We start from the raw sequence: 23119 nt of genomic DNA, 5'->3' as shown, positions 1-23119 counted from the left end.
TCACAGCAGCCCTCGGCGGGCAAGGTTGCGCATCAGTGCTGCCGTGCCGAAAGTCCATTCCGGGCAATCGGTGGACAGCTGTACCTTGTTGCGCAGCGTCCCCAGGGCGGGCTCGGAGATCGAAACCTCGTCTCCGATATGATGGGTGAAGCCCTGTCCCGGGCCGTCACGGTCTTTCACTGGGGCGAACATGGTGCCGCAGAACAGGAAGAAGCCATCGGGATACTGATGGTGCCGGCCAATGGTCTGAGCCACGAGATCGGCCGGGTCGCGGCTTATCTCTGCCATCGAGGAATGGCCCTCGAGGGTGAAACCGTCGTCGCCGATCACCTCGAGGGCCAACTCGGCGCCGCGGACATCGTCGAGTGAATAGGTGCCATCGAAGAGCCGCAGGAAGGGGCCAATGGCGCAGGACGCGTTATTGTCCTTGGCCTTGCCAAGAAGCAGCGCCGAGCGGCCCTCGACATCACGCAGGTTGACGTCGTTACCCAAAGTGGCGCCGACGATCTCGCCACGGGATGTCACGGCGAGTACGATCTCGGGCTCGGGGTTGTTCCATTTCGACACCGGATGCAGCCCTACCACCGCGCCCCAGCCCACCGCCGACATCGGCTGGGCCTTGGTGAAGACCTCGGCATCGGGGCCGATCCCGACTTCGAGATACTGCGACCAGAGTCCCTCGGCCTGCAGCACCTCCTTGACCTTGATGGCCTGCGGTGAGCCGGGTTTAAGCCCCGACAGGCTGTCGCCGACATGGCTGCCCACGCGGCCGCGGATCGCCTCGGCCCGGGCTGGATCGCCGGCGGCCTGTTCCTCGATCACCCGCTCGACCATCGAGGCGGCGAAGGTGACGCCACAGGCCTTGATCGCCTGGAGGTCGCAAGGGGCCAGCAGGCGTAGATCGTCATCGCCTGGTGCCTCATGTGACGCCGCAACAAGGTCCGTCAGCGCGCCGATATCCTCGCCCGGCGCACCGCGCAGGGTCGCAGCGGGGTTGTCGTGTTCCAGGAGATCGCGCATCGTCGGCAAGATGGGCGACGTGATGTCGATCGCCCGTTCGTCGCGGATCGCCACCAGGCAGGGGCCCAGCCCCGGGCGCCAGATACGACCGACAATCGCGGCCTCGGGGTGGGCGTTGGACAAGGGGAGCATGGGTTATCCTTCCTGTGCAGGCCGCGGCAGCTTGGTTGGGAGAAGTATGTTTCTCGGATCGAACTCTGCCGTGATCGTCCGCCTGCAGACAAGCCTTGGTGCGAGGTCTGCGGGCTTCACCGGTTTTTCCTGGCCTCGGATCCGGGTGCGGCCCGAGCAGGCCAGGTTCCGAATTGAGACGGGCATCAAGATCCGGGGACCCGTCGGGTCGGGTTTGCCGGTCCCGGGAACCGGACAGTCGCCGGGCATCAAGACAGTTCCAGCTGAACTTTCATCGCGGCCGTACGGTCATTGGCCATGGCGAAAGCAGCTTGGTAATCGGCGAGGGAAAAACTGTGGGTGATCAGCGGTTTCACGTCGATCAGGTCTTTCTGCATGAAGGCAACGGCCTGGGCGAACTCCTCGTGGAACCGGAACGATCCCGTCAGTGCCAGTTCCTTGGCGGTGATTTGCATCATCGGCAGCGTCATGTCGCCGGAAAGCCCGAGTTGCACGATGGTGGCCCGGGGCCTCAAAGCCGGGATTGCCTGCACCAGTGCGGCTTCGGCGCCCGAGCATTCGAACAGCACGTCAAGCGCGCCCTTGCCGGTCGAAAAAGGGGAGAGCCCGTCGGGCACATTGGCAGTGTTGAGGACATGATCTGCGCCCGCCGCCGCAGCGCGCTCAAGGGCCGGAGCGGCGATGTCGGTGGCGATGATCTCAGCGGCGCCGGCGCGTCGGGCGGCGAGGATCACAAGCACCCCAATCGGGCCGCAACCGGTGACCAGCACCCTTTTGCCCAGCACGGTGCCCGCCCGTGCCACGGCGTGCAGGGCCACGGCCAGCGGCTCGGCCATGGCCGCCTCGGCTGCGGATAGGCCAGTCGCCGGCACGCATTGCACCGCCTGGGCCACGAGTTCTTCTCGAAATGCGCCCTGAATGTGCGGGAAGGGCATGGCCGAGCCGTAGAACCGCATGTTGAGGCACTGGTTCGGCAGCCCTCGCAGGCATTCCTCGCAGATGCCGCAGGGCCGCGATGGCGAAACGGCAACCAGATCGCCCGGTTCGAGCCCCTCGACACCCGGACCGCAAGTCAGAACATGGCCTGATACTTCGTGCCCCAGGATCATCGGCTCACGCAGGCGCACCGTGCCGAATCCGCCATGGTTGAAATAGTGCAGGTCCGAGCCACAGATACCGCCGCGCGCCAGCTTGATGCGCACGTCGCCCGGGCCGGGTTCGGCCACCTCGGCCGGGCCGAGCCGGAGATCGCGCGCGGCGTGGGCATAGAGAGCTTGCATGGCGGGGGTCCCCTTGGTCCCGGAATTGGCGGCTTGATTCGAGCCATAAATGGTATACCATTTTTTGCAGAGAGGGTGGCCCCTGCGCAATGGCAATCGCCAGTGCGGGCAGCACGCTGCCCCGCGAGAGGGAGATGTCATGCCGGATTTCGGGCTGTCAGGGCGGGTTGCGTTGATTACGGGCTCGTCCAAGGGGATCGGATACGCGCTGGCGGAAGGATTGGCGGCGGCCGGTGCGCGGGTCGTACTCAATGCACGCAGCCTTGGTGCACTGAACGCGGCGGCCGAAGCGCTGCGCGCGACCGGTGCAAAGGTCGATGTGCTGCCCTTCGACGTGACCGATGCCGAGGCGGTGCGGACCGCGGTTGACGGCTACGAAGTTACCCGGCCCATCGACATCCTGATCAACAATGCCGGCATGACGTTCCGGTCGCCGCTCGAGGATTTCCCGGTTGAAGAATTCGACCGGATCATGCGCACCAACGTCTATTCCGCCTTCCATGTCGGGCAGGCCTGCGCCCGCCACATGATCGCGCGCGGCCGCGGCAAGATCATCAATATCGCCAGCGTTCAGACCGCGCTGTCGCGACCCGGGATCGCGCCTTATGCCGCCTCGAAAGGGGCGATTGCCAATCTCACCAAGGGTATGGCGACCGACTGGGCCCGGCACGGGCTTAACTGCAACGCCATCGCGCCGGGCTATTTCGAAACCGAACTGACGGCGGCGCTGGTGGCCGACCCGGCGTTCACCGCATGGCTGGAGCAGCGCACGCCGCAGGGCCGGTGGGGACGGGTGGACGAGTTGCAGGGCGCAGCGGTGTTCCTGGCATCGGACGCCGCCAGTTTCGTGAACGGGCATACACTCTTCGTCGACGGCGGCATGACCGCCTGCGTCTGAAACTGTACGGGAAAGGAAAACTACATGGAAAAGCCTGTCATCGGCTTCATCGGCGTCGGCCTCATGGGGCATGGAATGGCCAAGAACATCCTCAAGGGTGGTTACGATCTGGTCGTCATGGGACATCGCAACCGCACGCCGGTTGAGAGTCTCTTGGGAATGGGAGCCAGCGAAGCCGCCACCCCGAAGGACATGGCCGGACGCTGCGACATCATCCATCTCTGCCTGCCGAATTCGACCTTGGTGGAAGCCACGATCCGCGGTCCCGACGGTATTCTCGCCGGTGCACGCGACGGCCTGATCGTGATCGATACCACCACCGCCGATCCGACCTCGACCATGGCGCTGGCTGAAGAGATGGCAGGCAGAGAGGTGCACATGGTCGACGCGCCGCTCGGGCGGACGCCGAAGGAGGCCGAGGAAGGCATGTTGGACGCCATGGTCGGCGCCAGCGACGAGCATTTTGCAGTCGTCCAGCCGGTGATCGATTGCTGGGCCGGATCGGTCAACCATCTCGGGCCTGTGGGATCGGGTCACAAGATGAAATTGATCATGAACTTCATGGGCATGTCCTATGCAGCGATCTATTCCGAGGCGCTGAGCATGGCGGTCAAATCGGGGTTGTCTCCGCAGACGGTGCGCGACGTGATGGGTCCCAGCCGGATGGGCTGCGGCTTCTTCGACACGTTCATGGCCTATGCCGTCGGGCGGGATCCCAATGCGCACAAGTTCACTATCGAAAATGCCTCGAAGGACGTGCGCTATGTCGCCAACATGGCCACCGCGGCCGGTGTGATGAACTTGATGGGTGCGGCGGTGAAGAATTACTTCGGCCAGGCCGAGGCGGTGGGCAAGGGAGGCGACTATGTACCGACGATGGCCGATCACATCGCGGCGCTGAACGGCGTCGACCTGGCCGAGGCGGTGAAACGGGGCGAGTCGGGCTGAGGAAGACCGTCGGCCGCCGGCGCGGCCATCCCGACGGCGGTCTTGCTGCAATGGGAGGATGACGCATGGTGACGGCCGAGCAGAAATCGTTCTACGACGAGAACGGCTATCTCATGATCGAGGATGCGGTGACGGCGGATCAACTCGCCGGGCTGCGCGAGATCACCTATCGGCTGATCGACGCCTCGCGCGCCGTGACCGAGAGCGATGGCACCTATGATCTCGACGCCGGGCATTCGGCCGAAAAGCCACGGCTGACCCGGATCAAGCTGCCGCACAGGCAGCACCCCTATTTCTGGGAGGTGCTGAAAAACTCGCTTATGACGGATGTCCTGACCGGCTTGCTGGGTCCTGACACCAACCTGATCACCTCCAAGCTTAACACCAAGGCACCGGGCGGGGGCAGGGCGGTGGAATGGCACCAGGACTGGGCTTTCTACCCGGCGACCAATGACAGCCTTCTGGCCTTCGGGTTGATGCTTGAGGATGTGACTGAGGACAACGGCCCGCTAATGGTGATACCCGGCACCCACAAGGGGCCGGTTTTAAGCCATCAGGCCAATGGCTATTTTGCCGGTGCGATCGACCCTGACGACCCCCTTTTCGAGCCTGCGAAGGCGGTGACCCTGACCGGCAAGGCGGGCAGTATGACGGTGCATCACGCTCGTGTCTTGCACGGCTCGGCCCCGAACCTGAGCGATCGCAATCGATTGATTCTGTTTTACGAATGCGCCGCCGCCGATGCCTGGCCGATTCTGGGCGCGTCCTCCTATATCCACGCGCTGGGCCAATGCGCGTTTTGGGCGGACCTGCAGGAGAGGATGATCACCGGCACGCCTTGCCTCGAACCGCGGCTGGAGAACGTGCCGGTGCGGATGCCGTTACCTCCCGCGCCGGACACCGGCTCGATCTTCAAGACCCAGGAAAGCGCCGGCGCCAAAAGCGCATTTGCCTGATCCGCGGCAAGCCCGCCCGGGAAGGCTGCCGATTGCAGGAGGATGAGATGAAGATCGTCACACTTCGCAGCCACGTTCTGCAGACGGACATGCCCGAGGAGCTGGGCTATTCGCAGCAATTCTATACCCGGCGCACCGCGCATCTGGTCGAGGTGACGACAGACGAAGGCATCACCGGTTGGGGAGAATGTTTCGGGCCCGGCAACGTGGCGCTTGCCAACAAGGCGATCGTGGAGAAGGTAATCGCGCCGATGATCGAGGGCCTCGATCCGCTTGATCGCGATATGATATGGCACAAGGTCTATAACCTCCTGCGTGATCATGGCCAGAAGGGCATGCCTCTGCAGGCGCTGTCAGGCGTGGACATTGCGATGTGGGACATTGCCGGTAAGGTGGCGGGTCTGCCACTCTACCGGATGCTGGGCGGGGCCCATCGCCACCGTGTTCGGGCGTATGGGTATGGCATGATGCTCAAGCGCGAGAGCCTGGCCGACCATGTTGCGCGCTTCGCTGATGAAGCGGCGGCGATCCGTGACATGGGGTTTGCCGCGACCAAGATGAAGGTCGGCCTTGGGGTGCAGGCGGACGTAAAGCTGTGCGAGGCCGTGCGCCGCGGGGTCGGCGAAGATTTCGACTTCATGGTCGATGCCAACCATTGCTACACCACTTCCGACGCCTTTTACCTGGGCCATGCGTTGGAAGAGCTGGGGGCCTATTGGTTCGAGGAACCGATCGCGCCTGAAGACCTCGACGGCTATCACGAACTTCGGGCAGGGCTGAGGGTGAACATCGCGGGAGGCGAAGCCGAGTTCAATCGCTGGGGCTGGCGTCAGCTTCTCGAAACCCGCGGTCTCGACATCGCCCAGCCCGAGGTCTGTGCGCTTGGTGGAATCAGCGAATATCAGCGGGTTTTGGCACTGTGCCACGCGCATTTCACGCCTGTGGTGAATCATGTCTGGGGATCGGCCGTAGCGGTGGCGACGAATCTGCACCTGTTGGCAGCGATGCCGCCGCTTCCGGGCGGCTTGAACCCGGGCGAGCCGCTATTGGAATTCGACACCACCCCGAACATCTTCCGCGACGAGCTGTTGACCAGGCCGCTCGATATCCAGGCTCAGGTCGCGTCGCAGGAGGGATACGTCGCTGTGCCAGAGGCGCCGGGGATCGGGGTGGAACCCGACCGCGAGTTAATCGCCCGCTACGAGGTTGACTCGTAGCGGCACGCCTGCGCGCAGGGTGAATTCGTAGAGGTAAAAGGTCGGCCCTTGCTCAGTCGCTGGTCACTGCGCGGCCGTCGGCCAGCATCGCGTCGATCGCAGCCATATCGCAGAAACCGGATTTGACCTTTTCCTCGAGGCCAGCTTCCAGTGCCTTGACCTCTTCGAGCAGGGCGATCACCGCGTCGATCCGGGCAAACGGCACCACCACGACGCCGTTACGGTCGGCCACGATCAGGTCGCCGCTGTTGATCTGGACCCCGCCCACGACCGCGCCGAACCCGACCTTGCCGGGGCCGTTTGAATAGGGTGAGTTGGGGCTGAGCCCGGTACACCAGACCGGCAGCCCGGCGTCGACGATGCCGTCATAATCGCGAACCTCGCCATCGGTGACGAAACCGGCGACGCCCTTGTTCTTCATCATACCGCAAAACTGGTCACCGGCAGCCGAGCAGTTGCGGTGGCCATGCACGGCCGAGACGATGACGTCGCCCTTTTGTGCCACGTGTAGCGCCCCCATTGTGGCGAGGATCTCGGCCGGACCGTTGTCGGCCACCAATGCGGGCCCCACGGCATGGGTCGGCAGATCGCGCCCAACGCCCAGGTGGTTGATTTCCGAGGCCAGCGCGCCCTGGCCCTCCATCGCATCGCAGACAAAGCCTGTGGGGACCCCTTTGAAGGCGGCGATCTGGATCGCGCTGGGGCGCTGGATCTCGGCCCGGATTTGCAGCATGGGGGGTTCTTCGATCATGGCAGTCTCCTCGTGTCAGACGAATTGCGAAAGGTATTGCAGAACATACAGTGTGCCCATCCCGGCGATAATGGCCCCGACTACTGATCCCCTGAGACCGATCAGGAACGCGGCCAACGCCGCGAGAATGCGCGTCGGATCGGGCGTGCCACCCGTGGCCTCGGGCCAGAGCACCAGCGGCGTCACCAGAGCGGGAAAGACGGCGACGCCAGTATAACGCAGATGCAAAAGCGCCCAATCGGGCAGGCTGCGGCGGCCGAACAACCCCAGAAACGAAAACCGGATCAGGAAGGTGCCGAGTCCGAGAAGCACCGTCAGGGTCCAGAAGGCGGTGTTGTCGATCATGACCGGCTCTCCTGCCGGCGGCGCAGCCAGAGCTCGGCCTGGGCGCCGGCCGTCATCGCGATCAGAGCGGCCACGATCAGGCCCAGCGACCAAGGCAGCCAGGCGAAGGCGATCGCAGCCAGCGACGAGATCAGTGCGGCAAAGACATGCGGCAGTGATCGCAAGAGCGGTGCGGTCAACGCAATGAAACAGACCGGTACGGCGAAATCGAGCGCATAGCTTTCGGGGATCGCCCGGCCCAGCAAGGCGCCCAGAAGGGTGCACCCGTACCAGAAGGGACAGATCAGTACCATGCAACCGAAGTAATAGGCAACCTTGGCTGCGGGGCTCATCCCGGGCTGTTCTTCATAGGTCTTGACCGCCACGGCGAAGGCCTGATCGACCATCAGGTAAGACATCAACACCCGCGTCCCCAGCCGGGCGTGGCCGACATGTGGCACCAGGGCGGCGGAATACATCGCCATGCGCAGGTTGACCGCCAGTGCGGCCAGGAGCGCGATGAAGACCGGCGCCTGATCCTGCAGAAGGGCCAGTGCCGTGAATTGCGAGGCGCCGGCGATCACCAACACAGACATCGACATGGTCTGAAGAACGTCGAGTCCGGCATCGCGGGCAACCACGCCGAACAGCATAGAATAGGGCACCACGATGAGGATGAAGGGGGCACAGTCGAGATAACCGCGCCAGAAGGCCTGGGCCCGGGTCATGGCGGTCGTGGTCATTCGATGTCGCTGCCGCGGTATCGGAGCCGAAGATAGGCCAGCCCGGCCGAGGACGCCGTGCAGCGGGCCTTCTGCCGCTGGATGCTGTCGGCAGGTTCTTCCGAGGCGACCTTGGCCAGTTCTTCCATGCGGTCGCACTGGGTCAGGCCCGTTAGTAGGTCATATTTCACCTCGATCGCGGCGATCGCGGCAATCTTTTCGGGCGCGTTGTCGCGAATGCGCGCCATTTCGGCGGCGATCCCGGCGTCCCAGGCCTTGCGCGCTTCGGTGAAGCACAACGTCGCCACCGCCGGTGCATCCGCCGGGGACAGCAGGCAATCGGCATGAGCGGTGTCGAGGCAGAGAGCCGGGTTCTGGCCGGACGCGATCTGCTGCGCCATGCAGGTCTCGGCCGCAGTCAAATCGACACCGGCCAAAACCGGGACGGTTGCTTGCCCAAGGCAGAAAACGGTGGCGGTCAAGACGCGTTTGACGGTCATCCGGAGTGTCCTTTCCAGGCATCCCGAGGGATGCATCTTTGCACTTGCATTTGGTATACCATTTGAGGAAGCTAAGCCAACAGCCCCAGTTTTCGGGTCTGTGTCGATCGGGCCATCCGGGAGGGAAAACATGTCGGATACACGCGCCAATAAGCGATTTCGCTCGCAGGAATGGTTCGACAATCCCAACAACCCGGGCATGACGGCGCTCTATGTAGAACGTTATCAGAACCAGAGTTTTACCCGCGAAGAATTGCAGTCGGAGCGTCCGATCATCGGCATCGCCAATACCGGCTCGGACCTTGCACCCTGCAACAAGATCCATGTTTTCCTGATGGACCGGATCAAGGCGGGTATTCGCGAGGCGGGCGGGATCCCGATGGAATTCCCGGTTCACCCGATCCAGGAAACCGGCAAGCGCCCGACAGCGGCGCTGGACCGCAATCTGGCCTACTTGAGCCTTGTGGAGGTGCTGCATGGCTATCCGATCGACGGCGTGGTGCTGACGACCGGGTGCGACAAGACCACGCCGGCGATGCTGATGGGGGCGGCGACGGTGGACATCCCGGCGATCGCCTTGAATGGCGGGCCGATGCTCGATGGCTGGTGGCAAGGCAAGCGCGCCGGGTCGGGCATGATCGTGTGGGAGAGCCGGCGGCTGCTGGCGGAAGGTAAGATCGACTACGAGGAATTCATGGCGCGGGTTTGTTCCTCGGCGCCGTCTCTGGGCCACTGCAACACCATGGGCACAGCCTCGACCATGAACGCCATGGCCGAGGCCCTGGGTATGTCGCTCACCGGCAATTCGGCGATCCCGGCACCGTTCCGAGAACGCATGGCGATGGCCTACGAGACCGGCAAGCGGATCGTCAAAATGGTCTATGAAGACCTCAAGCCGTCGGACATCATGACCCGGCAAGCCTTTGAAAACGCTATCGTTGTCAACGCGGCCATTGGGGGCTCGACGAATGCGCCGCCACATCTCCAGGCGGTGGCGCGACATATCGGAGTCGAACTGAATGTGAAGGATTGGGAAACCATCGGCTTCGACGTGCCGCTGATGGTGAACATGCAGCCAGCCGGGGAATACCTCGGCGAAGGTTTCTTCCGCGCCGGCGGCGTGCCGGCGGTGATGGGCGAGTTGGTGAAGGCCGGCCGTATCCACACCGAGTCGATGACCGCGACCGGCAACGAGATGGGGGCGAACCTGGCCGGTTGCGAAAGCCTGGATCGAGACGTGATCACGACCTATGACAAGCCGTTGCGCGCGAATGCAGGTTTCAAAGTACTGTCGGGCAACCTGTTCGACAGCGCACTGATGAAGACCAGCGTGATCTCGGACGATTTCCGCAAGCGCTTCCTCAGCGAGCCCGGCAACGAGGGTATGTTCGAGGCGCGCGCCGTGGTGTTCGAAGGCCCCGAGGATTATCACGACCGGGTCAACGACCCGGACCTGAAAATTGACGAAAAGACCATCCTCTTCATCCGCGGCGTCGGATGCGTCGGCTATCCCGGCAGCGCCGAGGTCGTGAACATGTTGCCGCCGGATTCAATTATTCGCCAAGGAATCAACCACTTACCCACCGTAGGTGATGGACGCCAGTCGGGCACTTCGGAAAGTCCGTCGATTCTTAACGCCTCACCGGAATCGGTGGTCGGCGGGGGGCTCGCCTATCTGCAAACCGGCGACAGGGTGCGGCTCGATCTCAACAGTTCGACCATGAACGCACTGGTGCCGGAAGACGAGTGGGACGCGCGGATCGCGGCCTGGGAACCGCCGGAACTGGTCAACCAAACCCCCTGGCAGGAAATCTATCGTACCCATGTCGGGCAACTGTCTGACGGTGGCTGTCTGGAACTTGCAACGGCCTATCAGAAAGTTGCCCGGACTATTCCGCGGGACAACCACTGAGGGCGGCACATGAGCAAATCGATTATCATCACCGGCGCTGGCCGGGGCATCGGCAAGGTTACCGCCGAAACCTTTCTCGATGCCGGCTGGCGGGTCGGGCTGGTGGGACGCAACGGGGCGGCATTGGAAGAGGTGGCGGCGGACCACGAAAACGCGCTGGTGCTGGAATGCGACGTGACGCAAGAGACAGCCGTGGAAGGCGCGTTTGATCGGGCGATGGGGGCCTGGGGGCATCTCGACGCGATCTTCAACAATGCCGGGGTGTCGCTCCTGTCGACCACCATCGACGAGATCGACGTCGGCAAGTGGCGCGAGGTGATCGACGTTAACCTGACGGGCAGTTTCATCTGTGCCAAGGTGGCCTTTGGCATCATGCGCCGGCAGGAGCCTCAGGGCGGGCGGATCATCAATAACGGCTCGGTCTCGGCTTACGTGCCGCGCTGGGGGTCTGCCGCCTATACCGCTTCGAAACACGCGATCACCGGGTTGACGCGGTCGATCTCGCTCGACGGGCGGCCCTATTCCATCGCGTGTGGCCAGATCGACATCGGCAATGCATTGACCGACATGGCGGCGAAAATGACCACCGGCATGCCGCAGGCGGATGGCGAGATCAAGGTGGAGCCGGTGATGGATGTGGCGCATGTGGCCTCGTCGGTGCTGCACATGGCCTCGCTGCCGCTGGATGCCAATGTCCAGTTCATGACCGTGATGGCGACAAATATGCCTTTTATCGGAAGAGGTTGACGCCTCCTTCTTAAGTATTCTCTGCGCCACCGCGCCAAATGGTTAACGGCTTCCGGAGGCCGGTGCTTGCAGGTATGGCAGCCTGGCTGGCAAGCCGGCTGGCACCCTGGCTGGCGCGCGGTGGTTCAAGGTTCCGGCAAGGGTCGGGTTAACGCGGCGTGCGATGAGCCGCCGGGCGTGAGGAGACGAGACGATGAAAGTTCTGATGACGGGGGCCTCGGGCGGAATTGGGACGCTGCTCCGGCCGATGCTGCACGAGTTGGGCGTCGAGATGCGGCTGAGCGACATCGCCGAACCGGAGAATGGCCGCGCTGAGGGCGAGGACTGGGTCATCGCCGACATGTGCGACGCAGAGGCGATGCACGGGCTGGTTGACGGCTGCGACGCGATCCTGAATTTCGGCGGTATTTCAACGGAGAACACGGCAGAGCTGATCCACAGCGTCAACGTGATCGGCACCTACAATCTCTACGACGCGGCGCGTAAGGCTGGGGTGAAACGCATCCTTTTCGCCAGTTCCAACCACGCCATCGGCTTCCATACCCGCGAAACCCGGCTCGATGCCGAAGCGCCGGTGCTGCCGGATTCGCTTTACGGCGTGTCCAAGGTCTATGGCGAAGGGCTGGCACTGTACTACTGGAAGAAATTCGGCATCGAGGGCGCGCGGGTGCGGATCGGGTCATGCTTCGAGAAGCCCAAGGACCGGCGGATGATGGCGACCTGGATGAGCGCCCGCGACATGCTGCGGCTGATCGACCGGGTGCTGAAGGTGCCGCGGCTGGGCTGCCCGGTGGTCTATGGCGTGTCCGCCAATGACGAGTTGTGGTGGGACAATTCCAAGGTGGCCTATCTCGGCTGGCAACCGCAGGACAGCTCGCGGCAATGGGCAGGCGAGCATCCGGACGAGCCGGCGGTGGAGGTGGACGATCCGGCGATCAAGTATCAGGGCGGCGGCTTCGCCAAGGCCGGGCATTTCGACGACTGAGTGCGGCTGTTTGGGCGTTTGCCTGCAAGGTCGGATGTTAAATCCGATCCGGACCTTGGTCGCTCTTGCAGCACTCGACCCGATGGGCGGATTGCAGCCGTTCGCCACGCTCAGCACCAAGGTCTGCTTTGCGGGACTTTCCCGACTTTCGGCCCAATCGTGCCAACTGGCGCTCTCGGCCAACACCAGCCGTTCACGGCCTTCCCGGTCGCTGCAGCGCAGCTTCCCCAAACCAGACCTTCGTGGGACGATGCGGCATTTGCTCAGGGCAGCCGGTCGCAATGCGGACTTTCCGGACTCTTGCACACGCGGCAAGTCCGATTGCAGCAGGTAATCAACGACCTTCGTGCCTGCAGCACTAAGGATTTGCCAGCGCAGCGAACTTCGCCGAGTCGATCATTGACAGAACCGATCCGCCGCCGCTTCCGATGCCCTGAGTCCCTGCGCCAAAGCAAGGCTGGGAAGATGCGGACAAGAACGACGTTGCGCCCTAAAAAATCATCCCGCTCACCGGCTCAAGATTCTATCATTACATGAATCCGGGTGGGGGCTCGCCTCCATGACCAAAGCAGTTTGAAATTGGGTTCGGGTTGTTTACGTTTGACTAGGGTATTGAATTCCTTCAGTATAGAATTTGTTGTCTTCTAATTTTGGAGGTTTCCAATGCTGCGTTGGATATACGCTCTGCTTTGCGTTGTTACCTTTTTGCTACCCGCGGCCACCGCTAAGGCAGTGACGGTAAGCGTGGGCGGGTCCGATTGGGAGGTCACAACGATCTACGGCAACTACAATGCTCTTGGCACAACGCTTCAATCCCAGACTTGGTGGGGTGATAGCGCTTTGGCAGCTGACTTTCGAGATGCCGTGGGTAATAGCCTAGGCGTCTTTGGATACTTGACGCCGATGTTTGCATACGGTCTGGCCAGTTCTGGCAGTACGTTTGTTACCTCATGCTACTCGCACACCATCCAAGGGGACTTGTGCGGCCTTTCTCTGTATCCTACCTCCGATTTCCACTACGTGACCGCTGAATTGGTCCCAGATGTCCCGCTGCCCGCCGGGCTGCCGATGTTGTTGGCTGCTCTTTTGTCCCTCGGATACATTGCAAAGCGTCGAACACAGGTACGTTGGGGCTGATTCAAACCGCCGAAATAGCTTGTCGGCATGGTGGTTGCATGAAGTCGTGGATTCGGCCCTAAAAACTAAAAAAATGACTATCCGGAGATGGTAATATCTCGATAGGACAATTCACTGTCTTTGATGGCGATTGTCAGCCGCCGTGGGTTTTCGGTTCGCATAGCTACGTCACCCCTATTTCTTTTGCCTCCCTTTCATGTCAGGTGCTGCGCTCAAACCGAATTTCGCAATAGGGCTCGAAGCAGACTTGCGGCAGGACAGAATGAATCCTATCTCAGCGCCATCTGAATGTCGGCTTTGATCATCGTGGTCAGGTTGGCTCGCGACTGCGGCGAAAGACCGCCTTCCCCCCTGTGTGGTGAATACTGCGTTATCCACAATTGGGTAGGTTGGGCTCAAACCTGACATTCGCTGCGGCCAGGCAGAACGGGGGTTTGGGCGGTAAGCGGACTTTCTCTGCGGGTGCGAAGGCAACAATCGCGATTCCTGAAAGCGGACGTTCCGCCCCGAGATTCCCGACCGAAACCATCGGATGGCAGCTTCGAGCCCTCACTTCAAGTCGCAGCACTGATGATGAACGGGGCAATATTCTGTTAAGCTGCCATCATCGGCCGAACGTAGCACTGCGAGCCCACGAACGGTCAAGGGCATCTATTGTCGGAAGTGGGCCGCTGGAACACCAGCTGCGCGGTCTGCATCGGGCGGCGCTTGACGCGGAACCCGGCCTCGGCCCCGGCCAGGTAAATCTCCCAGGTCCGAAAAGCCTCCAACGCTTCCTGTTCGCTCAGCCCGATATCATCGCGGTAAAGCCTCAGCAGCGGGTCGCGGTTCGCTATCAGGTTCCGCCGCCACTGCCGGCAGGTTTCAGCATAGTTCTCCGGCCCGTGCAGATGCACCGCGGTCAGGTTCAGCTCGGCCGCCTCGGCACCCCGCGTCGCTTCGGCCACCGAAGGGATATAGCCGCCCGGAAAGATATGGGTGTCGATCCAGCGGTTTGTGGGCGAGTTCGAGCGGTTCTTGACGATGGTATGCACCAGCATCCGCCCGCCCGGTTTCAGCATGTCGTGGCAGCGCCGGAAGAAATCGGCATAGAGCCTCTGCCCGACATGTTCGAACAGGCCGAAGGACACGATCCCGTCATAAGGCTCCTCGGGCCGGTGATCGCGGAAATCCTCAAGCAGAGGCCGCGTCCGGGCCAGTTCTGCGCGCGAGAGAGCCTTGGCATCATGCGCAGTCGCCCAGTCGAGCTGTTCGGTTGAAATCGTCAGCCCGCAGACCGAGGCGCCCGGATGATTGCGCACCAGATGGCGCGCGAACCCGCCCCAGCCCATACCAATCTCCAGAACCCGGGCGCTCTCGGGCAGTTGCAGCCGCTCAACCGCCCGCGCCATCTTGATCTGCTGCGCGGTCGCCAGGTCGTCGGTGCCGTCGAAAAACGCCGCGGTATAGAGCATCTCGGGGTCGAGGATGTATTCATAGACCCGCGGGTCTATGTCGTAATGCCGGCGCACCGAACGGGTGTAGGTCAGCGGCCGCAGCCAATGCTTGAGGAAATGGTTCGCTGTCAGGCCACGGCGCTGCCGGGTCGAGAACCGCCGGGTCATGCGGCCTTTCTTGCGGTCCAGCATGTAGGTGGCGAAATCGCCCAGATCGCCGCGTCGCATCTCCCATTCGCCGCGCACAAAGCTGGCGGGAACCCAGTATTCCGGGTCGAGCGCGATGCGCAAGACCGCGCCCAGCGGTGGAACGCTGATCTCGAAGGGCTTCGAATTGTGCCCCGTGGCATCGCCGCCGACCGCAACCTCGGTGCCCGCGGTGATCCGGCGCAGCAACGCGGCAGACCCCCGCGCCGCCAGGCCCGCGAGGCCCCGCGCCTCGGACTGTTCCCTGTCAGCCAGCGACATCGCGCCGCCCGCCCCCCTGCACATCCCGCCGGGTCCCGGCGGGCCACGCGAACACCGGATCGGCCGCGCTGAACGGCACCATGCGGCCCTTGTCCTCGTCCCAGAGGTTCCAGCGCAAGGTGCCCACCAGCTCACGCCAGCCAAGTCGCGTAGGCGCGATCAGGTGTTCCAGCGCCTTGTGGCATTCCCGCAGCCTATAACAAGGCACCTTCGAATTCAGGTGATGCAGGTCGTGATAGGAGAAATTGAAGATCATGAAGTCGAAGACCGGCCCGAGGTCGAGCACCGAAGCCCCTTGCAGCGACGCCTCCTGGAAATCCACGTCGCCGGCACGGTTCCAGTATGTCTTCTCGTGATTGTGGCCGGAATAGATGATCAGGGTGGCGAAACAGACCGCGAAGATCGCGCCGATCAGAAGTGTCGCGAAGGCGGGCCAGCCGCCGATCAGGTAGACCGAGCCCCACAGCGACGCCATCAGGACGTTCTGCACCGCGCTGTCCCACAGCCCGACCTTCATCGCGTTCTTGGGAAAACGATAGCGGATCAGGATGATCGCGATCGGCCCGACAAGGCAGATTGCCAAAGGCGAGCGATAGAGCCGGTAGCCAATCCGCGCCCAGGTGCCGGCCTTCTGCCATTCCGCTACCGTCATGGTCTTGACCTCGTGCGATTCCATCTCGTCCAGGTTGCCGATATAGGCGTGATGGCGGTTGTGGTTATATCGCATCGTGTGGAACGGATGCGCAGTGAACGCCCCCAGCAGAACGCCGACCCAGGTATTGGCCCGCCGGCTTGTGAAGTAACTCATGTGCCCGTTGTCGTGCTGCACCGCGAACAGCCGCGACGTGGCCGAAAAGAACAGCACCGCCGAGGCGGCCAGCGCCACCGGGCTAGGATAGAACACCGCCCCCAGAACGATTGAGGCAACCCACATCGCCAGAGACAGGCCCAGATGCGCTGCGCCCAACGCATTGCTCGGCCGAACGAAGGGCACGGTCAGCGGGCGGATCGACTCGTTGCTTTGACGCTCAGGGGCATCAGCCGTCGGCTGAGAATTGGCGTTCGGGTCTGAAATCGGGTCTCGAAATGCCACGTGAAAACTCCTGGTCTAATAACGTAGGCTAGAGTCGCTTTGGACCGAAAATCAATGTTGTATCGAGGTTTTTTTGCCTTTGATGCGCACGATGCCGGGTCGCAAGTCGAAAATTCAGGCTTGGCGCGTAAGCGCACGCACCTGTTCCTCTCCGCTGGCCGGGATTCGTCCTTGATCGCCCGCTTAACAAGCGCTTAGCGTTCCGGCATCAGCCCCGGGCGCCGGCCGGGGGGCAACAAGCGGGAGGCACATCATGAGCGACGACCAGGCAACCGAATATTCCGCCGGGCACTACCTGGCTGCGCGGGAAGAGATCGTCGACAACTTTTACCGGGTGCGCCGCGCGCTGGGCTATTTGGGGTTTTCGATGCCCTTCCTGCTCCTGGCCGTGGGTTTCGTCTTCGGCAAAGCCGAGCCGTCGATCAGCGATTATTACCACACCATCCTGCGCGACATCTTCGTCGGCACCCTGACCGCGATCGGCGTTTTCCTGATCTGCTACACCGGGTTCCGGCGCGACGAAAGGGAGCGGTTTTCCGACGATCTGGTGACCACGGTTGCCGGAATTTCGGCGCTGGTGGCCGCCTTCGTGCCCAATCGCGGCACGCTCAACACCTCGATGGAGCCGCAGGCGCTGGCCCAGCACGTGTTCGGCGTCTGGCTCTGCGACATCACCCATCACGTCGCGGCGCTGTGCTTCCTGCTCAGTATGGCCTACCTCTGCCGCTTCAAATTCGCACGAACGGCCAAGCCGGCGCGTCGGCGCATCTACATCGCTTGCTTCTGGATCATCATAGCCGGCACGGTGGCCACGATTATCTCCGCCTCTTTCCGTAAGATCGGTACGCCGGCGCAGAAGACCTTCGTGATCGACTACCAGCTCGTGTTCTGGTTCGAGACCCTGGGCGTCTGGGCCTTTTCGCTCAGCTGGCTGGTCAAGGGGCGAGCCGACCGGGCGATCATCGGCCGCGCGCGCGAGATCTCACGCCGACCTCTCTGACCAACCTGCGGTGTGATCGTGTCAAAGTGCTGTGGTTCTAGAAAGGCAATTTTCCGCGGACACAAGTTCACCGAGCACCGTCGGTTGGTCTCGAAAACGAGTGTCGCACTTATAGAGGCCTTCAAATGCAGACAGGTCTACGAGCGTTAAACCAAGTGTCGAGACAATTTTGTAGGACAGCAGACATTCGGCCTGTTGTCGGCAATGGCATGTCGTCCGCGTTGCGGTCGTTCGCCCTGGATAAATGCTGCGTCGTCACATGAACATTCGGTTCGGGGAAGCCGCGCGGCAGCGACCAGCGAGGCCGTGAGCGGCAGGTATTGGCCGCCTACCAACAGAAACCGACCGAAGCCTGTGTTGGCTCACGGAACCGTCCGGGTTGTTGCAACTCGGTGATATCCCGGCTCAACCACCCTTCACCTGGCGCTCACGGTGCCAGATATAGAGCCCCGAGGCGATGATGATGGCGCCGCCGCCGAGGGTCCAGATCGTCGGCCAGGTGGCGAAGACCAGAATGCCGGCCAGCGCCGCGAGGAAGATCTGGGTATAGATCAGCGGTGCCAGGATCGAGGCATCGGCCAGCCGGTGGGCGGTGGTGGCGAGCACGTGACCGGTGAGCCCGAAAAACCCGATCGCGGCGAAGACCGCCCATTGATGCGGCCCCTCGGGCCAGACCCAGCCGCGGATCACGAAGGGCAGCAGCGCCGCGGTGGCCAGCGCCGAGGACCAGATCTGCTGGGTGGCGTTCGATTCCACGCCCGCCAGCATCCGCGTCATGATGAAGTAGAGCGAGGCGACGACCAGCGCGCCGAGCGAGAAGAACATCGCCGGGTGCCATTGCGCCCCCCAGGGCTGGGTCACCACCAGCACGCCGCTGAAGCCGACGCAGACGGCGACGATACGGCGCATCCCCACCTGCTCGCCGAGGATCGGGATGGCCAGCAGGGTCACCACGATGGGCCCGGCGAAGGCGATGGTGGTGGTCACCGTGATCGGCAGATAGCTCAGCGCCATGAAATTGAGGATGGTCGAGCCCATCAGGAACAGCGACCGCAGCAACTGACGTTTCGGGCTGCGCGAGCGCAGGGCCGACACGCCCTCCTGCGGCAGGTAGAAAACCAGCGCGTAAAGCAGGTGGCCGGCATAGCGGGTGAAAACCACCTGCAGCGGCGGCAGCCCGGCGAGGATCAGCCACTTGGCCGAGGTGTCGATGCAGGTGAAGAACACCACCGCGAGGGCCATCAGCAGCACGCCGGTGGCGGTGCGCTCTTCGCGGGGCTGGACGCCCTTCACCTCGGCCGCGCCTTCACCCGGACCTCAGAGCGTCATGCCGCCGTCGATGGTGACGCACTGGCCGGTCATGTAGCGGCTTTCGTCACTGGCGAGGTAGACCACGAGATCGGCGATTTCCTGTGCGGTGCCGAGCCGGCCCATCGGTTGGCGGGCGACGAATTCGACCATCGCCTTGTCATAGTCGCCGGTGGCCCGCAGCCGGTCGTGCAGGGAGGGGCTGTCGACCGTACCCGGTGCGATGCAGTTGCAGGTGATGTCGCGGGTGACGTAGTCGCGCGCGACCGATTTGGTGAGCCCGATCACCGCGGCCTTGGAGGTGGAATAGATGAAGCGGTTCGGCACCCCCATCAGCGACGACGCCACCGAGGCGATGTTGACGATGGACCCGCGGCCACGATCGAGCATGCCCGGCAGCGCGGCCTGGATGGCATGGACCTGCGCACGGACGTTGAGATTCATGGCGAAGTCGAATTCGTCGTCGGAGGCCTGCTCGACGGTGCCGGCATGGACGACGCCGGCGCAGTTGACCAGGATGTCGGGCGCGGCCTCGGCGACGGCTTGCATGAGGGCGGCTTTGTCCAGAACGTCCAGGGCAAAATGGTCGGCGGTGGCGATGTCCGAGAGCAGGTCCCGGTTCAGGTCGGTGGCGACGACATGGGCGCCTTCGCGGGCAAGCGCCTCGGCCGCGGCGCGGCCGATGCCCTGGCCGGCGGCGGTGACGAAGGCGCGTTTTCCCTGCAATCTCATGTCTTTTCACTCCCGAGATGCTGGGCCATCCAGTCGACCATTTCCGGAACCATCAGCCCGCCGTCGCCGCCGGCAATTGCTTCACGCAAGGTGGCATCGGCGGCCCCGGACATCCGGCTTGTGAGCCCGAGGTCGACCGCCATCTGACGGTAATAACCGACATCCTTGGACGCATTGTCGACGGAAAAGGCAAGGTCGATCTGGCCATCGGTGGCATAGTTCTTGATGAAATCCATCATGCCGGAATGGTTGGGCCCGGCGGCCATGACATCGTAGAGCGCCTGTCGTTCGATGCCCGCGGAATCGGCCAGGGCAAAGGCCTCTGCCATCGCGCAGGCGGTGGTCATGGCATAGTAGTTGTTAATCAGCTTGATGGTGTGGCCGTTGCCCAGGGCGCCGAGATGGAAGACGTTTTCGCCAAGCGTGTCGAGCAGCGGTTTGACCGCGTCGTAGGCCTGCTTGTCGCCGGCGGCCATGATGTTGAGCTGGCCATCGCGGGCATGGGCCGGGGTGCGACCGAGCGGGGCGTCGAGATAGGTCGCGCCCTTTCCGGCGAGGTCGGCGCCGATCTTTTTCGTCGAGGCAGGCAGCGAGGTGCCGAAGTCGATCACGATCTGGCCGGGTTTGACACCGGCGAGCACGCCGTCCGCGCCATAGATCCGGGATTCGACCTGATCGGAGGTGCCGACGCAGAGCATGACCACGTCCGATTGCTGGGTCAGGGTGCGGGCGTTCGGCGCCTCGGTGCCGCCGCGGGAGAGCGCCGCGTCGATGCCGGTGCGGTCGCTGTGGCCGAGCACGACGAGGGCGTGGCCGGCCTGTTGCAGGCATTCCACCATGGCGCGGCCCATGAGCCCGAGGCCGATGAAGCCGATTTTCTGCTTGGTCATGATGTCTCCTTTCGTGTTACGCGCCGGAAAAATCGCCGGAAAAATCGCCGGGCACCTCGCCGGCTTTCACCGGCCGCCCGGAATGTGCCGAAAGCGCGGTCGCCAGCGTCATTTCAAGCGCTTTGACACCCTCCGCGGCGGTGCAAAGCACGGAGTCCTCGGCGCCCGCCACAACGGTGGCGAAGCGGCTAATCTGTTCGTGCAGCGGGTCGACCCGGGCGAAGGCCGGGCCGGGGCGACGGGCGAGCGGTTTCGACCACTCGATCTCGCCGGGTCCGGAGCGGGTCCAGAGAGTGAGCGAGGGAAATTCCAGTGCGCCGGAGGTGCCGGTGAAGCGAACGTAGTCCTGATCCGAGGCGGCGATGGCGGGGTTTTCGGCGGTGGCCGCCTCGAATGCCCAGGGCGAGGCGCCGGCATCGGAAATCAGGAACGAGCCAAGGGCGCCGTTGGCGAAGCGGAAGGAGAGCGCGGCGGTGTCCTCGATGACCAGGCCACGACGGGCGGAGGAGGCAAGTGCGGTAACTTCGTCGATGTCGCCGACGAGAAAGCACAGCAGGTCGATCTCGTGGCTGAGATTGGTCATCAGCGGACCGGCACCAGGCACACGGCGCCAGGGCGCGTCATAGTAGCTGTCGTGCTTACGCAGGGACCAGAACCCCTGGACGCCGACCAGATCGCCGATCTCGGTGAGCGCCGCTCGGGCGGCCGGCGCAAACGGGTGGCAGCGGCGGTGATGGCCGGTGACCAGCGGAAGACCGAGCCGGTCGGCGGTCGCCACGAGGTCCCGGGCTGCGTCCAGCGTCGCGGCGATGGGTTTCTCGACGATCACCGGCCAGCCGCGGTCGAGGCAGGCCAGGGTCGAGGCGTGGTGATCCGGGGTCGGCGTGGCGACGACGGCGGCGCGGGTATCGCCGGGCACATCGTCGAGGCTGGCAACGACGGGCAGGCCCTGTTGCGCCAGCCGGTGGCGCAAGGCCTCGTCGGGCTCGACCACGGCGGCGATCTCGGTCGCGGGACAGGCCAGCGCGACCTCGACGTGACGCATGCCTATCGAGCCGGCGCCAATGATGGCCACGGGCAGGGGGGCGGTCACGGTTGGCGCTCCGGGCCGGGCAAGGGGGCAGGGTTTTCCTTGCTGCGGTGACTGGCCGGGGTGGAGTTGCTCACATCACCGCTCCGATCTGCCACGGGACGAATTCATGATCACCGAGCCCCTGGGCCTCGGATTTCGACTGTTCGCCCGAGGCCATGCGGAGCCACATGTCGTAGATCTCGCGGCCGACCTCCTCGACGCTGGCACCGTCGGTCAGGATCCGGCCGGCGTTGATGTCCATGTCCGGGGTCAGGCGCCGATACATCTCGGTGTTGGTGGCGACCTTCATGGTCGGAGCCGGTTTCGAGCCGAACGCCGAGCCGCGCCCGGTGGTGAAGCAGACAAGGTTGCAGCCACCGGCGATCTGGCCGGTGACGCTGGCCGGGTCATATCCCGGCGTGTCCATGAAGGTGAAGCCCTTGGCGGTCACCGGTTCGGCATATCTGTAAACTCCGGTCAGCGGCGTGGTGCCGCCCTTGGCGGCGGCGCCGAGGGATTTTTCGAGGATCGTCGTCAGCCCGCCCTTCTTGTTGCCGGGCGAGGGGTTGTTGTCCATCGAGCCGCGGTTGCGGGCGGTGTAATCCTCCCACCAGCGGATCAGGGACACCAGCTTTTCGCCGGTATCGCGGTCGATGGCCCGGGCGGTGAGCAGGTGTTCGGCGCCGTAGATCTCGGGGGTTTCGGCCAGCACGCCGGTGCCGCCTTGGGCCACCAGCAGGTCGCAGGCGTGGCCCACGGCGGGGTTGGCGGTGATGCCCGACCACGCATCCGAGCCGCCGCACTGCAGGGCGACCATCAGCTCGGAGGCGGGGCAGGGTTCGCGGGTCACGTTGTTGACCAGCGGCAGCATCGCCTCGATCTTCCGGATGCCCAGCTCGATGGTCTTGGCCAACCCGCCCACGTCCTGAATGTTCATGGTCTGGAACAATGGGCCGGGCGTGAGGCCATAGGCTTCGACCAGCCAGTCGATCTGGTTCATTTCGCAGCCGAGGCCGGCCATCAGCACGCCGCCGACATTGGGGTGACGGGCATAACCCCACATCACCCGTTGCAGGGCCTCGAAGCCTTCACTGCCCTGACCCGCCATGCCGCATCCGGTGCCGTGTGTGAAGGCGGCGACACCGTCCACGTTGGGGTAGGGGGCGAGGCGTTCGGGGGTGAAATGTGCCGCGATCATCTGGGCAGCGGTGGCCGAGCAGTTGACCGAGGTCAGCACGGCAATGAAGTTGCGGGTGCCGGCCCTGCCGCTTTCGCGGCGATAGCCCTGGAAGGTGTCCTGTGTGGTGGCAGCGACGGCGGGACGCAGGTTGGTTGAGTACTCGTAATCGGTGTCGACGTTGCGGAAGTCGAGATTGTGGGTGTGGACATGTTGACCGGGGGCGATGTCCTCGGCCGCATAGCCGATCACCTGGGCGTATTTCAGCACCGGTTCGCCCTTGGCGACGGTCTGCGTTGCCAGCTTGTGGCCCCGGGGGATGATCTCGGTGGCGCCATCGTCGCCGGGGGACAACTGGGTAGTGGCGGTGACGACGTTGTCGGCGTCGGACAGGCGAACGGTGTTCATTGGGTT

At 63.5% G+C, this 23119-nt stretch carries 21 protein-coding genes; 8 read left to right on the top strand and 13 right to left on the bottom strand.

All coding sequences use genetic code 11. The features are described 5' to 3' along the window. Window positions 1–1152: a fumarylacetoacetate hydrolase family protein gene (locus NO357_RS03165; RefSeq protein WP_306734160.1), complete on the bottom strand. Its 1152-nt coding sequence runs from the start codon at window positions 1150–1152 to the stop codon at window positions 1–3. 248 nt (window positions 1153–1400) lie between these two features. After that, on the bottom strand, window positions 1401–2432 hold the full coding sequence (locus NO357_RS03160; RefSeq protein WP_306734159.1) for an L-idonate 5-dehydrogenase: 1032 nt from the start codon (window positions 2430–2432) through the stop codon (window positions 1401–1403). A gap of 139 nt (window positions 2433–2571) precedes the next feature. On the opposite strand from NO357_RS03160, the gene NO357_RS03155 reads away from it, so the two are divergent. The 4 genes from NO357_RS03155 (at window position 2572) to NO357_RS03140 (ending at window position 6451) form a co-directional block, all read left to right on the top strand. Continuing rightward, window positions 2572–3330 (top strand): SDR family oxidoreductase, encoded by a 759-nt coding sequence (locus tag NO357_RS03155; protein ID WP_306734158.1) that lies wholly within the window; start codon window positions 2572–2574, stop codon window positions 3328–3330. Between the two features lie 24 nt (window positions 3331–3354). After that, window positions 3355–4278, top strand: coding sequence for an NAD(P)-dependent oxidoreductase (locus NO357_RS03150; protein WP_306734157.1), 924 nt, complete (start codon window positions 3355–3357; stop codon window positions 4276–4278). Window positions 4279–4343: 65 nt separating this feature from the next. Further along, on the top strand, window positions 4344–5234 hold the full coding sequence (locus tag NO357_RS03145) for a phytanoyl-CoA dioxygenase family protein (protein ID WP_306734156.1): 891 nt from the start codon (window positions 4344–4346) through the stop codon (window positions 5232–5234). A gap of 47 nt (window positions 5235–5281) precedes the next feature. Continuing rightward, window positions 5282–6451 carry a mandelate racemase/muconate lactonizing enzyme family protein gene (locus tag NO357_RS03140; protein ID WP_306734155.1) on the top strand — a complete coding sequence of 390 codons (1170 nt, stop codon included), beginning with the start codon at window positions 5282–5284 and terminating at the stop codon, window positions 6449–6451. Between the two features lie 52 nt (window positions 6452–6503). Here the strand turns inward: NO357_RS03140 and NO357_RS03135 are convergent, their stop codons facing one another. The 4 genes from NO357_RS03135 to NO357_RS03120 are packed head-to-tail and all read right to left on the bottom strand — an operon-like array spanning window position 6504 to window position 8748. Continuing rightward, complete coding sequence (locus NO357_RS03135; protein ID WP_306734154.1) at window positions 6504–7202, bottom strand: RraA family protein; 699 nt, start codon at window positions 7200–7202, stop codon at window positions 6504–6506. A 15-nt stretch (window positions 7203–7217) separates the two neighbouring features. Further along, a complete protein-coding gene (locus NO357_RS03130) occupies window positions 7218–7547 on the bottom strand; it encodes a branched-chain amino acid transport AzlD family protein (protein ID WP_306734153.1) in 330 nt (109 codons plus the stop codon). After that, entirely contained in the window at window positions 7544–8269 is a 726-nt protein-coding gene (locus NO357_RS03125) for an AzlC family ABC transporter permease (RefSeq protein ID WP_306734152.1), read from the bottom strand. The genes NO357_RS03130 and NO357_RS03125 overlap by 4 nt, the downstream gene beginning before the upstream one ends. Continuing rightward, the gene (locus NO357_RS03120) at window positions 8266–8748 is read right to left on the bottom strand and encodes a hypothetical protein (RefSeq protein ID WP_306734151.1); all 483 of its coding nucleotides are present in this window, start codon (window positions 8746–8748) and stop codon (window positions 8266–8268) included. The genes NO357_RS03125 and NO357_RS03120 overlap by 4 nt, the downstream gene beginning before the upstream one ends. Window positions 8749–8878: 130 nt before the next feature. On the opposite strand from NO357_RS03120, the gene NO357_RS03115 reads away from it, so the two are divergent. The 3 genes from NO357_RS03115 (at window position 8879) to NO357_RS03105 (ending at window position 12392) form a co-directional block, all read left to right on the top strand. Next, window positions 8879–10660 (top strand): IlvD/Edd family dehydratase, encoded by a 1782-nt coding sequence (locus NO357_RS03115; protein ID WP_306734150.1) that lies wholly within the window; start codon window positions 8879–8881, stop codon window positions 10658–10660. A gap of 9 nt (window positions 10661–10669) precedes the next feature. Then, the gene (locus NO357_RS03110) at window positions 10670–11407 is read left to right on the top strand and encodes an SDR family oxidoreductase (protein WP_306734149.1); all 738 of its coding nucleotides are present in this window, start codon (window positions 10670–10672) and stop codon (window positions 11405–11407) included. Window positions 11408–11600: 193 nt separating this feature from the next. Next, window positions 11601–12392 carry an NAD-dependent epimerase/dehydratase family protein gene (locus tag NO357_RS03105; protein ID WP_306734148.1) on the top strand — a complete coding sequence of 264 codons (792 nt, stop codon included), beginning with the start codon at window positions 11601–11603 and terminating at the stop codon, window positions 12390–12392. Window positions 12393–14170: 1778 nt separating this feature from the next. Here the strand turns inward: NO357_RS03105 and NO357_RS03100 are convergent. Together NO357_RS03100 and NO357_RS03095 are read right to left on the bottom strand one after the other, a co-directional pair. Continuing rightward, entirely contained in the window at window positions 14171–15433 is a 1263-nt protein-coding gene (locus tag NO357_RS03100) for an SAM-dependent methyltransferase (RefSeq protein ID WP_306734147.1), read from the bottom strand. Further along, on the bottom strand, window positions 15420–16526 hold the full coding sequence (locus NO357_RS03095) for a fatty acid desaturase (protein WP_306734146.1): 1107 nt from the start codon (window positions 16524–16526) through the stop codon (window positions 15420–15422). The genes NO357_RS03100 and NO357_RS03095 overlap by 14 nt, the downstream gene beginning before the upstream one ends. A gap of 253 nt (window positions 16527–16779) precedes the next feature. Here NO357_RS03095 and NO357_RS03090 point away from each other — a divergent pair, with 253 nt between their 5' ends. Continuing rightward, complete coding sequence (locus NO357_RS03090) at window positions 16780–17526, top strand: hypothetical protein (protein WP_306734145.1); 747 nt, start codon at window positions 16780–16782, stop codon at window positions 17524–17526. Between the two features lie 405 nt (window positions 17527–17931). On the opposite strand, the gene NO357_RS03085 is transcribed toward NO357_RS03090, so the two are convergent. The 5 genes from NO357_RS03085 to NO357_RS03065 form a co-directional block, all read right to left on the bottom strand. Next, a complete protein-coding gene (locus tag NO357_RS03085) occupies window positions 17932–18819 on the bottom strand; it encodes a DMT family transporter (protein WP_306734144.1) in 888 nt (295 codons plus the stop codon). Between the two features lie 24 nt (window positions 18820–18843). After that, window positions 18844–19566, bottom strand: a complete 723-nt coding sequence (locus NO357_RS03080; RefSeq protein ID WP_306734143.1) for an SDR family oxidoreductase — start codon at window positions 19564–19566, stop codon at window positions 18844–18846. Next, on the bottom strand, window positions 19563–20456 hold the full coding sequence (locus tag NO357_RS03075; protein WP_306734142.1) for an NAD(P)-dependent oxidoreductase: 894 nt from the start codon (window positions 20454–20456) through the stop codon (window positions 19563–19565). Before NO357_RS03075 ends, NO357_RS03080 begins: the two co-directional genes overlap by 4 nt. Before the next feature lie 16 nt (window positions 20457–20472). Beyond that, the gene (locus tag NO357_RS03070; RefSeq protein ID WP_306734141.1) at window positions 20473–21549 is read right to left on the bottom strand and encodes a Gfo/Idh/MocA family protein; all 1077 of its coding nucleotides are present in this window, start codon (window positions 21547–21549) and stop codon (window positions 20473–20475) included. 70 nt (window positions 21550–21619) lie between these two features. Continuing rightward, window positions 21620–23113, bottom strand: coding sequence for a D-arabinonate dehydratase (locus NO357_RS03065; protein WP_306734140.1), 1494 nt, complete (start codon window positions 23111–23113; stop codon window positions 21620–21622). Between the last annotated feature and the right edge of the window lie 6 nt (window positions 23114–23119).

The organism is Marimonas arenosa (assembly GCF_030848945.1).
Taxonomy (GTDB): Bacteria; Pseudomonadota; Alphaproteobacteria; order Rhodobacterales; family Rhodobacteraceae; genus Marimonas; species Marimonas arenosa.
Note: the sequence above shows the minus strand (reverse complement) of the source record. Positions and strands in the feature narration are given on the sequence as shown.

Coding starts and splice junctions, on each gene's coding strand:
- NO357_RS03165 (WP_306734160.1), bottom strand. CDS start 1,152: ATGCTCCCCTTGTCCAACGCCCACCCCGAGGCCGCGATTGTCGGTCGT.
- NO357_RS03160 (WP_306734159.1), bottom strand. CDS start 2,432: ATGCAAGCTCTCTATGCCCACGCCGCGCGCGATCTCCGGCTCGGCCCG.
- NO357_RS03155 (WP_306734158.1), top strand. CDS start 2,572: ATGCCGGATTTCGGGCTGTCAGGGCGGGTTGCGTTGATTACGGGCTCG.
- NO357_RS03150 (WP_306734157.1), top strand. CDS start 3,355: ATGGAAAAGCCTGTCATCGGCTTCATCGGCGTCGGCCTCATGGGGCAT.
- NO357_RS03145 (WP_306734156.1), top strand. CDS start 4,344: ATGGTGACGGCCGAGCAGAAATCGTTCTACGACGAGAACGGCTATCTC.
- NO357_RS03140 (WP_306734155.1), top strand. CDS start 5,282: ATGAAGATCGTCACACTTCGCAGCCACGTTCTGCAGACGGACATGCCC.
- NO357_RS03135 (WP_306734154.1), bottom strand. CDS start 7,202: ATGATCGAAGAACCCCCCATGCTGCAAATCCGGGCCGAGATCCAGCGC.
- NO357_RS03130 (WP_306734153.1), bottom strand. CDS start 7,547: ATGATCGACAACACCGCCTTCTGGACCCTGACGGTGCTTCTCGGACTC.
- NO357_RS03125 (WP_306734152.1), bottom strand. CDS start 8,269: ATGACCACGACCGCCATGACCCGGGCCCAGGCCTTCTGGCGCGGTTAT.
- NO357_RS03120 (WP_306734151.1), bottom strand. CDS start 8,748: ATGACCGTCAAACGCGTCTTGACCGCCACCGTTTTCTGCCTTGGGCAA.
- NO357_RS03115 (WP_306734150.1), top strand. CDS start 8,879: ATGTCGGATACACGCGCCAATAAGCGATTTCGCTCGCAGGAATGGTTC.
- NO357_RS03110 (WP_306734149.1), top strand. CDS start 10,670: ATGAGCAAATCGATTATCATCACCGGCGCTGGCCGGGGCATCGGCAAG.
- NO357_RS03105 (WP_306734148.1), top strand. CDS start 11,601: ATGAAAGTTCTGATGACGGGGGCCTCGGGCGGAATTGGGACGCTGCTC.
- NO357_RS03100 (WP_306734147.1), bottom strand. CDS start 15,433: ATGTCGCTGGCTGACAGGGAACAGTCCGAGGCGCGGGGCCTCGCGGGC.
- NO357_RS03090 (WP_306734145.1), top strand. CDS start 16,780: ATGAGCGACGACCAGGCAACCGAATATTCCGCCGGGCACTACCTGGCT.
- NO357_RS03080 (WP_306734143.1), bottom strand. CDS start 19,566: ATGAGATTGCAGGGAAAACGCGCCTTCGTCACCGCCGCCGGCCAGGGC.
- NO357_RS03075 (WP_306734142.1), bottom strand. CDS start 20,456: ATGACCAAGCAGAAAATCGGCTTCATCGGCCTCGGGCTCATGGGCCGC.
- NO357_RS03065 (WP_306734140.1), bottom strand. CDS start 23,113: ATGAACACCGTTCGCCTGTCCGACGCCGACAACGTCGTCACCGCCACT.